Source organism: Nitrosomonas sp., from assembly GCA_031316255.1.
GTDB lineage: Bacteria > Pseudomonadota > Gammaproteobacteria > Burkholderiales > Nitrosomonadaceae > Nitrosomonas.
In genome coordinates this window covers 224147-236898 of the sequence record JALDQW010000001.1, presented here as the reverse complement: position 1 = coordinate 236898, position 12752 = coordinate 224147, and the positions used below count along the sequence as shown (strand labels likewise).

At 45.6% G+C, this 12752-nt stretch carries 15 protein-coding genes; 5 read left to right on the top strand and 10 right to left on the bottom strand.

Annotated elements, in window-relative coordinates; genetic code table 11:
* Positions 1-19: 19 nt before the first annotated feature.
* From MRK00_01140 to lptC, 4 genes are read right to left on the bottom strand one after another with little or no spacing between them, the layout of a single operon-like run.
* A complete protein-coding gene (locus MRK00_01140; protein MDR4515996.1) occupies positions 20-1438 on the bottom strand; it encodes an RNA polymerase factor sigma-54 in 1419 nt (472 codons plus the stop codon).
* A gap of 52 nt (positions 1439-1490) precedes the next feature.
* Positions 1491-2213, bottom strand: coding sequence for an LPS export ABC transporter ATP-binding protein (gene lptB / locus MRK00_01135; protein MDR4515995.1), 723 nt, complete (start codon positions 2211-2213; stop codon positions 1491-1493).
* A gap of 26 nt (positions 2214-2239) precedes the next feature.
* A complete protein-coding gene (lptA, locus tag MRK00_01130) occupies positions 2240-2794 on the bottom strand; it encodes a lipopolysaccharide transport periplasmic protein LptA (GenBank protein MDR4515994.1) in 555 nt (184 codons plus the stop codon).
* An 11-nt stretch (positions 2795-2805) separates the two neighbouring features.
* Positions 2806-3369, bottom strand: a complete 564-nt coding sequence (gene lptC, locus MRK00_01125; GenBank protein ID MDR4515993.1) for an LPS export ABC transporter periplasmic protein LptC — start codon at positions 3367-3369, stop codon at positions 2806-2808.
* Positions 3370-3739: 370 nt separating this feature from the next.
* On the opposite strand from lptC, the gene nadA reads away from it, so the two are divergent.
* Complete coding sequence (nadA, locus tag MRK00_01120; protein ID MDR4515992.1) at positions 3740-4837, top strand: quinolinate synthase NadA; 1098 nt, start codon at positions 3740-3742, stop codon at positions 4835-4837.
* 165 nt (positions 4838-5002) lie between these two features.
* Positions 5003-5842 carry a hypothetical protein gene (locus MRK00_01115; protein ID MDR4515991.1) on the top strand — a complete coding sequence of 280 codons (840 nt, stop codon included), beginning with the start codon at positions 5003-5005 and terminating at the stop codon, positions 5840-5842.
* Positions 5843-6090: 248 nt separating this feature from the next.
* Here the strand turns inward: MRK00_01115 and MRK00_01110 are convergent, their stop codons facing one another.
* The 5 genes from MRK00_01110 to MRK00_01090 form a co-directional block, all read right to left on the bottom strand.
* Entirely contained in the window at positions 6091-6258 is a 168-nt protein-coding gene (locus MRK00_01110; GenBank protein MDR4515990.1) for a hypothetical protein, read from the bottom strand.
* Between the two features lie 501 nt (positions 6259-6759).
* Positions 6760-7551, bottom strand: coding sequence for a hypothetical protein (locus MRK00_01105; GenBank protein ID MDR4515989.1), 792 nt, complete (start codon positions 7549-7551; stop codon positions 6760-6762).
* 6 nt (positions 7552-7557) lie between these two features.
* Positions 7558-9012: a phospholipase D-like domain-containing protein gene (locus MRK00_01100; protein ID MDR4515988.1), complete on the bottom strand. Its 1455-nt coding sequence runs from the start codon at positions 9010-9012 to the stop codon at positions 7558-7560.
* A complete protein-coding gene (locus MRK00_01095; protein ID MDR4515987.1) occupies positions 9009-9512 on the bottom strand; it encodes a phospholipase D family protein in 504 nt (167 codons plus the stop codon). Before MRK00_01095 ends, MRK00_01100 begins: the two co-directional genes overlap by 4 nt.
* Before the next feature lie 9 nt (positions 9513-9521).
* Positions 9522-9908 (bottom strand): hypothetical protein, encoded by a 387-nt coding sequence (locus tag MRK00_01090; protein ID MDR4515986.1) that lies wholly within the window; start codon positions 9906-9908, stop codon positions 9522-9524.
* 169 nt (positions 9909-10077) lie between these two features.
* On the opposite strand from MRK00_01090, the gene MRK00_01085 reads away from it, so the two are divergent.
* The 3 genes from MRK00_01085 (at position 10078) to MRK00_01075 (ending at position 12355) form a co-directional block, all read left to right on the top strand.
* Positions 10078-10374: an IS66 family insertion sequence element accessory protein TnpB gene (locus MRK00_01085; protein ID MDR4515985.1), complete on the top strand. Its 297-nt coding sequence runs from the start codon at positions 10078-10080 to the stop codon at positions 10372-10374.
* Positions 10362-10712: an IS66 family insertion sequence element accessory protein TnpB gene (gene tnpB, locus MRK00_01080; GenBank protein ID MDR4515984.1), complete on the top strand. Its 351-nt coding sequence runs from the start codon at positions 10362-10364 to the stop codon at positions 10710-10712. Before MRK00_01085 ends, tnpB begins: the two co-directional genes overlap by 13 nt.
* A 62-nt stretch (positions 10713-10774) precedes the next feature.
* Positions 10775-12355 (top strand): IS66 family transposase, encoded by a 1581-nt coding sequence (locus MRK00_01075; GenBank protein ID MDR4515983.1) that lies wholly within the window; start codon positions 10775-10777, stop codon positions 12353-12355.
* On the opposite strand, the gene MRK00_01070 is transcribed toward MRK00_01075, so the two are convergent.
* Complete coding sequence (locus tag MRK00_01070) at positions 12352-12600, bottom strand: IS66 family insertion sequence element accessory protein TnpB (protein ID MDR4515982.1); 249 nt, start codon at positions 12598-12600, stop codon at positions 12352-12354. The two genes, MRK00_01075 and MRK00_01070, sit on opposite strands and share 4 nt — an antisense overlap.
* Positions 12601-12752 lie beyond the last annotated feature (152 nt).

The following is a 12752-nucleotide window of genomic DNA, read 5'->3' as shown; positions in this document are numbered from 1 at the left end:
GTTGTTTCCTTTAAATTATTTAAAATGTCTTACGAAGGTTTGCTGGCGGTATTTGCATGGATTCGCGATATTTGGCGATCGTTCTGCGTGCTACAACGATGCCCTGTTCTTCCAATACACCTGCAATCTTGTTGTCACTCAGTGGTTTCTTTGTATTTTCTTTTTGAATAAGTTGCTTGATTAATGCTCTTATAGCTGTTGCTGAACAGGCGCCACCTGTATCGGTTGAAACGCTACTGCCGAAAAAATATTTAAGCTCGAAAATGCCGCGTGGTGTGTGCATGAATTTCTGCGTTGTAACACGAGACACTGTTGACTCATGGAGTCCTAGGGATTCGGCGATTTCACGTAATATCAGTGGTCTCATAGCGATTTCGCCATGCTCAAAAAACTGCTGCTGTCTTTCAACGATGGCATTTGATACTTTTAGAATGGTGCTTGAGCGTTGTTGAATATTTTTGATGAGCCACTTTGCTTCATTTAATTGGCTTGTAAGAACCTGTGATGATTCATCATGTTTTTGTTTGAGAATATTCGCATAAAAATGATTAATATTTAATCGTGGAATCGCACCCATATTCAGACTGGCAGTCCAAACGCCATGAACTTTGCTCACGATGATGTCCGGTATAATATACCGCGTGCTGGTGGAATCAAAATCCGAGCCGGGTTTGGGATTTAGGTTGGTGATCAATTTTTGAATCGCGCGTAAACATTTGTCATCACACTTTAAAAGCTTTTTGATTAAGGTGAAATCATGTGAAGCCAGTTCATCCAGATATTGCGTGACTATTCTAATCGCTTGATTGCGATGCGGCGTATCCTCAGGCAGGTTTTTTAATTGTAATAGCAGGCATTCTTGAAGATTGCGCGCACCCACTCCAACTGGATCCAGGTCTTGTAGAGATGTAAGCGCCTGATTAAGATCATCAATACTAATACCTAATTCTTCTGGCAAAATTTCATGTAACTCATCTAAATCCAGCTTCAGGTAGCCATCATCATCCAAGCTGTCGATTAACAAACTGACGATTTTTTTTTCTCTATCTGATATTTGGCTAAGAGAGATTTGCTGATTAAGATACTCTCTTAAGTTAAGTGGATTGGCAGCCAACTGGGGCATTTCATATTCTTCATTTTGCACATTATGAAGGGGGCTGCCGTTTTCAGGCCAGTCCAAACTATGATCCTGATCTGTTTGGAGCGTATTATTTTCTTGTGATGTTGTATCTTGTTGTGAATCATCTTCAGATTCCTGTGATTCAAACGGTTTTGTATTCCAGCTTTCACTCAATTCCAGCAAAGGGTTTTCCTGGATCATGCGATCTATTTCCTGGTTTAATTCAAGTGTTGATAATTGCAGCAATCGTATAGATTGCTGCAGCTGCGGAGTTAGATTAAGTTGTTGTGATAATTTTAACTGCAGCGTTGGTTTCATAATTTTAGGAAACAGCTTGCCTGAATAATTAAAGTAAAAAAAGTTTTGCGTATCACAACTGAAAATGCTCCCCCAAATAAACCTTTCTTACATGTTCATTATAAATGATTTCATCTGGCTTGCCTTGTGCCAAGACTTTTCCGTCGCTGATGATATAAGCGCGATCACAAATTCCTAACGTTTCTCGAACGTTATGATCTGTTATGAGCACACCGATATTACGTTCTTTCAGGAAATTGATCACTTTTTGGATATCCATAACGGCAATAGGATCAACGCCTGCGAAAGGTTCGTCCAAGAGAATAAACCGGGGATGAGAGGCAAGTGCGCGTGCAATTTCAACCCGTCGGCGTTCTCCGCCGGATAAACTGATCGCTGGACTGTTACGTATATGGCTGATATGTAAGTCATGCAATAAATCATCAAGTTGCTGTTGTAATTGTTCATCGCTCAAGCGATTTAATTCAAGAATAGCGAGAATGTTTTCTTCAACAGTAAGCCGTCTGAAAATAGAGGGTTCTTGAGGTAAGTAACTTAAACCCATATGCGCTCTTTTGTGCATTGCAAGTTGGCTTAAGTTGCTGCTATCCAGGTAAATATTTCCATTATCTAGGGGAACCAGTCCTACCATCATATAAAAACAGGTGGTTTTTCCAGCACCGTTAGGACCTAATAAGCCGATTACTTCTCCGCTTTTAAGTGAGAAAGAAACGTCGCGAATCACTGTGCGTGATTTGTAACGTTTTCTTAAATTTTCAGCCTTTAGTATACTCATAGTCCCATCGATAAGGTTATAAACAATTATTCTGGGGACAGTTCGGTTTTGGGTTTTTCTGATTTGTTCTTTGGCTGAATGGTAATGCGTACGCGGTTATCGGTGCCTGTTTCGACACCACGCTCTTGACTACCCATTACCTGGAAAAACTCGTTACTCATATTGTATGAAATATAATCACCTTTAACTTCGTCCTTTCCGCGTTTTAGACGGGCTTGTCTGAATAATTCTATTTTGTCTGTTTTACTATCATATTCGACACGCTTGCTCCATCCTTCAATATATTCATCGACATCATCACGTTTTTGGCGAAAGCTGACCAGATTGCCTGTCGCGGTGGCATGGCGAAATCCATTAACGTCTTCTTTCATGATAACTTTGTCAGCGCTGATGTGAAGTGTGCCCTGTGTCAAAATAACATTGCCTGTAAAAATACTGACGCGGGTGGAGTCCTTACGATTAATATCCTCAACAGTCGCACGATCTGCCTCAAGATAAATCGGCTTGTCACGATCGGCGCGTTCGGCCAATGCGTAGAATGAGTAAGTTGAAAACAAGCAAATAATAATGAGATATTTCATGGGTTTAAATATTATTGATTGACTGCACGTACGCGTGACAAAAGTTCAATCATTCCTGTTTGGTTATCGAGTTCTAAGCCAATTGCATTTATTGTCGTGTTAAGTCTCGAGATTATGACTTCTTTATCAGTTTTTACGATATCCTGGCCAGGAATGAGATGGAGCATGTCTGTTTTTAGTGTTATTTTCTTTTTGTCTTTATCAAATCCCCTCATTGCAGTTACATTACCGGTTAAGAAAATATTTTCTCCATTGTTATGTATTGCGGCATAATCGGCAAATACAAGAAAAGGTTGTTTTTCTGGCTTGGAATGAACAAAGCGAATATGTTCCAACTCTGTGAGATCCCGGTTCAGGTAATGGAGCATTTTTTTAGCATGAAAAGTACTATGCGTGTTTTTGTCGTGTTCAATGCGCAGGCCAGAGATATTTTCAATAATGTAATCCGGTTCGTCGTAAAAATCGGCGTCAGTAGTTGGCGATAGCGGCTTGGTTACTTCATCCAGCCATAGCGTTAATGCAACCAGACCGATCAATAGAATAGTGGAAAAACTGAAATATGGGCGCCGAAACATGGAAATATGAACTCAGATCATAATTGTTGATATACAATTTTCAGGAAATTATGCAGTTCAAATCTGAGTTTGAATTGAGTCGTTTTGAGGAGGAAATAGTCACAATTAAATACAAAATGATTCAAATCTGAATTATATCAGAACTTACTTTTATTAATGTATGTCCTTATGATAAGAAAATTTATTCCTGGGAATGCTAACAATCAACAAACTTTTGTTGCTCCCCTGGCATATTCTTATGAGCATACCTTAAGTGAATTAAAGTGAGTTATTTCAATAGAAGATAACGATTGAGTTGAAATCTTTGAAGTCGCCTTTTCTATATTACGCAGTGTCTTTTATCGTTTAATTGAACAGAATATAAAATGTAATGCATGCAGAAGCTATAAATTTTGAAAGTTTTGATCATATACAAGATGAAGTATGTGCGCAGCGTATTGAAGCTGCAAGGCGTATTTTAGGTAAACGCCTGGTTATTTTGTCACATCATTATCAACGCGCGGATGTGTATCGCCACGCAGATTTGACTGGCGATTCACTGAAACTGTCTTATCAGGCCTCGCAGACCGATTCGGATTATCTGGTATTTTGTGGCGTACATTTCATGGCTGAAGTCGCTGATATTTTATCAAGTGATGAACAGACCGTAATACTGCCTGATATGGCTGCGGGTTGTTCTATGGCTGATATGGCGAATCTGGCAAAAGTGGAACGTGCGTGGCGCGAACTTGCTGAAATTTTTCTGCCAGATGAAAAAGTAACGCCAGTTACCTATATCAACTCTGCTGCCGACCTGAAAGCTTTTTGTGGAGAGCACGGCGGAATTGTTTGTACTTCCAGTAATGCGGGTAAAATTCTTGAGTGGTCGTTTCAGCAACGCGAAAAGGTATTGTTTTTTCCTGATCAGCATTTGGGCCGGTGGAGTGGTCACCAACTGGGTATCCCGCTGGACGAGATGGTAGTATGGGATTTCGATGAACCCATGGGCGGCTTGACGCCAGAGCAAATCAGGCAGGCCAAAATTTTATTATGGAAAGGGCATTGCTCGGTGCATCAAATGTTCCAGCCACAGCATATACTTCGTTTTCGTAATCAGCATCCTGATGGAATAGTCATCTCTCATCCCGAGTGCAGTTTTGAAGTATGCAGCGCATCGGATTACGTCGGTTCGACTGAATATATCATCAAAACAATTGCGAATGCCAAGGAGGGCACGCGCTGGTTGGTGGGGACGGAATTGAATCTGGTGAGCAGGATTGCCGAAGAATTTAAAGCGCAGAATAAAATCGTACAATTCATGTCTCCGCTGGTGTGCATGTGCTCGACGATGGCGCGAATTGATCCGCAACATTTGACATGGGCATTGGAGAATCTAGTCAACGGTACTGTTGTGAATCGCATTCAAGTACCGGAAGCTGAATCAAAACTGGCAAAACTGGCGCTTGACCGGATGCTTGCTATTTCCTAGCGGGTTGGTCAATCAGTTGCTTCAGCGTGCTTTTAAATTGCACGAACAGTATTGAAACGAGGCGGGCATGCAGCCGATCCGCGATACGAATGCCCGCAAAACTGGGTTTTTAGAGATCATCAAAAGCAAGTAACTGGTGAAGTAAACCGTTAAACCGGTTCCTAAATGAGAACAATTTTTACATTGGCGAGTGGACGCTCGGGTACCCGCTATCTAGCCTATTTTTTTAAAGACAATGTAAAAAATTGCTATAGTACCCATGAACCCTATCTAACCTTCGGTAACCCCGTTCTTTTTGGTAAACCGATTGCCTGGAATACGTATTTTGAAGACGAAAAGTTATTGCCGCTTTTGCAGCAAAAAAGCGCTTTCATAGCAGGGGTAAAACAGCCTGTTTATTTCGAGTCGAATCATGCTTTTTTAAAGAGTTGTCAGCGATACGCATCGATTCTGGTTGACGAGCCGGGTTTTATTCATTTAGTGCGAGACCCGCGTTATGTGGCAAAAAGTGAATTTATACGCGAGCAGTTGATTCAACGCATGCATACGCCCTTTGCATACTACAAAATGAATGGAGAATATTATTTTCGCTGGGCCTTAACGGGTAAAGAAACAATTTTCGATTATTATAAAGGCATGTATATCAGCCGTTTCCAGTTTTATTTGCTGCAATGGATTGAAATTGAGTTCAGAGCGATGCGGTTACTTGAGGAAAACGGCTGGCGGGACTGTGTTTTCTTTGTCGAAGTTGAAAAAGATTTGAAAAATGAATCTGCTATGCGCTCGATGCTGGATTTTTTTGGTCTTGAGACAAATCGTGTTGAACTGAATATGAATCATAGAACCAACAAAACGCCTTTCCTCGGCAAGACCGCATTGACTGCTGAAGATATTGAAGCGTGTAAACAGGTTATGTCGAGATTGCCGCAGCAATATTTGTCCATGTTAATGCAAGCGCCATATAAAAACTGTGGATGGACAGACCTATTCCTGAGCTCCGATTAAAGTGGATAGAGTACTGAGTGTTATTTCACAAACGCATATTTTGAAATAGGTTGAATATGGGTTGTGATACCTGCCGGACAAGGGATTACGTTGGGTTGTGTGATTTTGCCGATGGTTATATGGACATTGTGGAGGGTGGCATGATAAACCGGTTTTTAACGGATTAAGCGATCAAGCAGGATATCTTCAATATTACGTCGGGAGCAATCACCGCCAGGTCCAGATGGGCAGTTTTTGTCCAAATTACCTCAAGTTCTGGTGTCATCAGATAAACCGGTTAACTGCCCCAGATTCGCAAAGACTTCATCCTGGGAAATCGTGTGCCCGCTTTGGATATCTTCTTCACCCTGAGCAATCAGCTTGAGCAAACCTATAGCGTTGCGCATGTTTTCAAAACTTTCGGGATCTTGCAGCACAGCCCTGGGTTCGCCGTTCTGGGTGATGATAATGGGGCGGTGCGTTTCGTTAATCTAATTCAACAGCTCTGCCGCGCGGGATTTTAATTGTGTTACCGGTTTGATATCAGTCGATATTTTCATGGTTTTTTTAGTGTGGTACGTTATTCAGTCCGTAAATGGTACCGTATTTTTCGTGTTTGGCGTATAGAAAACAGTGCCATATGGGTTTTCTTAACAAACGTTTGCGTTGGAAAAGAGGGGTCAAATAGGGGTGGAATGTGTATTCGCATCAAAAACAAAAGTTTTTTCTTGATGTGCGACCCTGGCTAGTGTACTTTTTAATGGTCACTGGGGTCTTTAAATTTAAGCCCTGACCTGCGCGATGTGTGGAACAGCGTGAATGTATGATTGCAAGACCTTGTGTCATTGGTACAGTGTCATTGGTACATATGGTGGAGCTTAACGCTTACGAAATATGAAACACTCCGGCTCATTTAATTTGAGTCTAACCAGACAATATCAGGATTTTTCATAAAGCCGGCGTGGTACTCGTGGCTTCGAAGTAAAAGTGTCGAGGCTTCGGGCCATGCCGTCCATTATCCTGTCCCATCTATCATCGAGTAGCTGCGATCGGACAATATGTGTCTTCTCATCAGAGTCCAAAAACAGCCTTCGAGTTCTATGGGTGTCGTTTACTTCAGATAGGAATATTCGTAACCGGTCTTGCAGCGCGTCCCGGCGCGAGCCGGAACGATTTGTCTCAGATAATATTAATTGTTTATCCAGTGTGATGCCGGATTGTTTCAAGGCCGCCAAATATGTCTTGTTCAGTGGCGCACGCAGCGCTCTGAGCGCTTGAATTTCATCTCCGGCAACCAGGGCATTATGACTGATTGCGCTACGCTGCTTGAGTATATGACTTGCCAATGAGTTTGGGTCGTGACCACCTGAACGAAGCGCCAGCCTGGCGCCGGTCAGTCGCTCAATGGACGTGAGCATTGCATGAAGCGCAGCAACGAGGTTTTTATGCGATGAGCGGAAAGCGTTCCAAATGTTATCGTAATCTGCGTTTGCTGAAATTGGCTGTGGGTTTCGAGTAACCCTGGTAGCAATGTGGAAGTCGGTTCGTGGAGGATCATTAGCCAGTTCAACATACGCGATGTATTCTTCGTTTAACATCATCGCAAAATCACAAATCCCGGCGTCATCAAGCTGCAGTTCCTGAAAATGATTACACCAGGCCCAGTATTGATCGGCTCTCTCGCGAAAGTACTCGGCGGCATAGTAATACGTTTCCTTCAAGTCAAGCATTGCGGTTTAGTCCTTTGCATCCGAGGATTGGGCATTGATGAATCTTGCGAGCGTACTGAGGGGCGCTAGATCGTATTCTGAGTCCGGCAGATTGTTGGGCGAGAATTCCGCTTCGACATTGCTTCCCCCGAATTTGGCCAGCGCCGACAAAGATAAACCGCTTCGGGCAACGGACACAGCGGCTGACGGGGGTAGGCGATTGTTTCCAATGAGGTCTGCTACATCGTCCCATGGAATATCCTCTCCATTAGTACTGTCATCCTCGACGACTATAGACGCTAACAAATCTGAAATAACCTGCTCCGACAGACGTTCATTCGCGTTAGCGCCAGTGGCATTCCAGAGGTGTTCGAAGCGAGTGGTGAGGTCAGACGCAATACGAGCAGACCGGACATAAATCGCAAGTTCTTCTGAATTGAAAGCACTCGTCGCCGACCAGCTATTTGAGCCACAAACTACGTGACTATCATCTATCAACAGTGTTCTTGAATGCAGTCTGGATTTAAGCGGATAGGCATGACACGAAATGCCGTGCGCCCGCAGAAATGCGATATCGTCGCTGCCGCCTTCAACCGGAAAGTATCGTCCGTCGAACATCACTCGAACATCCACAGCGCGTCGATGTGCCTCAACCAGGGTTGAGAGCAAGGGAAAAAGGGAGGAAATATGCATCACATTGATGGATGGAGCCTGTAGCCAGGCCCGCCGTTCGGCCTTTTGCACCAGTCGAAGCACAAGCCGGACATATCCGGCGCTCGTCAATAATGAGACAGGCGTCGTCTCCTCCATATCCAGGATTGCCTGATCGGACCGATAAAGGCGTGCCGGATCTCCGGGGCGACGTATATTTCCATTCGAACTGGTTCTGGACACACTCTCAATTGCGGTACGAAACTCTTGCACAGCAAGTTGGTTGATATCCGTGCCGGGTGCCAGTGCGTCAAGGAGGCGGATCCATCCCCGGAAATTTTTCGGCCGCGCGGCTGTTACGGGTAACGCATCCGGATTGTCGTCTTCAATGAAAGGTCGCGCCAACGCCGCCGATTTTTCCGACACTATGCCAAGCGCGGTCAGTTTTTCCAGAGTAGGCATTCGATTGACCTGACGCGCCGCAACGATGACTTTGGCTGTAGCGGCGCCTATGCCAGGAACCTGCCTAAGCTCGTCTTCAGAGGCGGTTGAAAGAAGCAATTTCTGCCGGTAGCTGTAACGACGCAGTCCCGTGATCGGGTCCCGCGAAGCCGCGTCTGCGATCAGAACCAACGGGGAAAGATGCTCCCCATTTATCACACTCGCGATTCGACGATTCGCCCATCTGTCGACCTTCGTGAGTAGCAAGGCAATCTCTGACTGCGACTTCCCTCGAATAGTCTCATAAAACGGTGCGTGCTTCTGTGGATCGTCCAATACGTCATTAAGCCACATCTCCGTTACGTTGTCTGTTCCTCTGACAGTGCTCATATAGATCCGCTTCCCAATTCCCAAAGGTGGTCAAAACGATCCGCAAAAATACGCGCTGCAGACGGCGAAGATATCGCCAGTGACGTTTCCTCATTAAGTCGAAAGGCTGCAGGCGTCCAATTGTGACTCCCGACTATGACAACATCATCGAGAAGGATTGCCTTTGCATGTTGTTGTTGGCCGCAGGGGTCGCACAGTTGCCTGACGCGAACATCGCGACGCCGCAGATATGTTGCCGCGACTTCGTTCAGATCTCTCGGTGTTGGATGATCCACAAGAATCTGCGCCAGGAGAACGCGAACATCCAGGCCATCTGCTGACGCTTCAGCAATCGAGTTCAATAGGTATCGCACCTCACCAAACGTGTCCTCCTGGGGTCGCACGTCCACAAGAAACTGAAGTACTAAAACGCGCGACTTAGCATTCTCTAGTGACTGACGCAGAAATCGAATATATTGAGAATTCTGAAGCAGTCGAACTTGTTGGGCATCGACGAGCATCTTTCCCTATCAGTCTTCGGCAATTTCCACGGCGCTACGCGCCGCTTTGATTCTTGCATGCATCGCAAACAGCTTCCTTGATGTCTTGTTGAACTGTTTATGGAGATTCTCGATTTCCCAGATAGTGTACGTTTCGAGATCGAGCGCCAAATCGTCGCCAAGTAATTCCCTGAGTCGCCGAATAATAGCACCGCGCCTTGAAGCGATATCTAAAAATTCGAGCTCGGAGATCTCTAACTTATCTTTCTCAAACACTGAGTAGAACTCCTGACGTGAGGTTGCGGCGCCAAGTGATCTGACTAGAATGAAAAGAGACCTCCAGGCGCTCTGAAGATCCCCTCCTTTTTTTCGTTTGCCGGGTGTAGTTACACCTGACTTTTTAATTATAGTCATCATTCTGCGCCCTTACAAAAAAATTTTCTTCTGCCCAGGTTTTCCATTAAAACTCAATTTTTAATCAAACTGTAACGGTTTGGTTACTTGTTTTAGTGTAAGCGTTTAGCCCTACCATCTAGAAAGCAGATCTCATTCTGGTTAACTTCAAATATTTATTGGAGGATAACCAATGACAACCCAAGAACAACAGATACGTCATATCAAAGCGTGGCAGGCGAGCGGTTTGTCGCAAGTGGCTTATTGCCGTGATCATGGATTGAACAGCAAGACATTTGGGAATTGGCTACGGGTTTATCGTGATGTGCAAAAAGACAATCAACGAACTTCGTTGATACCGGTGACGATCAGAACAACCACAACACCATCGGATTATCTGAAACTGCGTTGTTCAGGCGGTCATACACTCGAACTGCCGGCAGATGTATCACCACAATGGCTCGGTGAATTGTTGAGATGTCTGGATTGATTGCGCATTCTGGACAAATCTGGATGGTTGTGGAGCCTGTGGATATGCGCCGGGGTATTGACGGATTGTCGCTTATTGTCCAACAGGCATTGGGGCATTCACCCTGTGCGGGTTCAGCTTTTGTATTTTGCAACCGCGCACGCAACCGGATGAAGGTGTTGTTGTGGGATGGCACTGGCGTTTGGTTATGTCAGCGCCGTTTGCATCAGGGCTGGTTTGTGTGGCCGAAGCTGGGAGATCGTTGTTTTGAATTGAGTCAATCACAGTGGCAATGGCTGACAGCAGGTGTGGACTGGCAGCGTTTATCGGCATTGCCACCTGCTCATTTGCGCGCATAAAATCAGTCTGATAATTCAATATTTACAGCAAGTTAGGCTGGTTTTTTGGTATAATAACAGCCATGAAATCACTGGCGCAGCTTGATCAATTAAACCTTGATGCGGATACCAAACAACAGGTCACCGGTATTGTTCAAGCATTACTTGATCAGGCGCAACAAGAGATTCGTGCACAGGCATGCAAGATCGAGGCATTGACCATGGAGCTGGCGCATTTGCGCCGCATCCGTTTCGGCAAGAAGAATGAATCGTTGTCAGTGGTGCAGCTCAGTTTATTTGAAGAATCGGTGCTGGCTGATATTGCAGCCGTTGATACCGAAATCGAGCAGATTGAACCGGCTGTAAAAACAACACCGGCAAAACCGCCGCGTTCCCGTGCAGGCCGCCAACCGTTGCCTGATCATCTGCCACGCATCGAACACCGCCATGAACCGGAATCCTGCCAATGCGGACAGTGCGGCAACACGCTGCTCAAAATCGGTGAAGACGTCACCGAACAACTCGACGTAGAACCGGCCAAATTCTTTGTCCATCGTCACATTCGTCCGCAATATGCATGTAAGGCCTGCGAAACCGTCACCGCAGAACCGGTGCCACCGGCAGTCATTGACGGCGGCATAGCGTCACCGGGGTTATTGGCCTGGGTGATCAGCAACAAATACCTTAATCACCTGCCGCTCTATCGCCTGGAACAGATGGCTGCACGTGAACAAGTTATACTTTCGCGTTCCACATTGGCCGAATGGGTCGGCCGTACCGGTGTTGCGCTGCAACCCTTGGCAGACCAACTGAAATGGCATCTTTTGCAAGGAAACACCCTTCACGCCGATGAGACACCGGTTGCGCAACTGGAACCCGGCAACGGTAAAACCCGCAAAGCCTACCTGTGGGTCTACCGCAGCAATGACCTCGATCCCGGGCCGCGCATTGTTGTCTTTGATTATCAAATAAGTCGCAGTGGCCGGCATACGCAAGACTTTCTGCAAAACTGGCAAGGTCATTTGCTGGTCGACGACTATGGCGGGTACAAAGCCTTGTTCTCTCGAGAAGAGTCGCCTTGCATTGAACTGGCATGCTGGGCACACGCCAGGCGCAAATTCTTCGACCTGCATCAGGCCAATGACAGTCCGATGGCATTTGAAGCATTGCAGCGTATCGGCGAACTGTACGCAATCGAGGCCGAAGGCAAACAGCTGACCATCGAAGCGCGTCAACAGCTGAGAAAACAGAAAAGTCTGCCGGCACTCGATGCCTTGTACGACTGGCTGATGCAAACTCGAATGCAAACTGCCAACGGCGGCGCATCCGCCAAAGCACTCGACTACACACTCAAACGCTGGCCTACTCTAGTACGCTACGTACACACCGGCCACCTACCGATCGACAACAACCCGGCGGAAAATGTCATTCGTCCCATAGCTGTCGGCAAGAAAAACTGGCTCTTTGTCGGTTCTGAACGTGCCGGTCAACGCGCTGCCACTATTCAAACCCTGCTTGGCACCGCACAACTCAACGGCCTCAACCCAGCCGCATGGCTCAAAGAAACACTCGACAAACTTCCAGCCTGGCCTAATAGCCGTATCGATGAGTTGTTGCCACTCGCGCCGGAATTTATCGAGGCATTAAAACGAGAAAAATTCTAGATGGCCGTGCCGGACGCATACCCTGAACAACGCAGTTTCAAATGATCTAATGCCGGCACTGTTGTCTTGATCGTTACCGGTATCAACGAAGTCCGTTGATTGTGTTTCTGCACATCACGAAAAGTCCGCAACCAATTTCCAAATGTTTTGCTGTTCAATCCATGATCACGGCAATAAGCCACTTGCGACAAACCGCTCGCCTGCCATGCTTTGATATGACGTATCTGTTGTTCTTGGGTTGTCATTGGTTATCCTCCAATAAATATTTGAAGTTAACCAGAATGTGATCTGCTTTCTAGATGGTAGGGCTAAACGCTTACGTTTTAGTGAGTGTTTGCCGGATTGATTTGCAGTATTACTTGGATTTCGTTCAGATCCCTTGCGTCGTCGCTGGTTA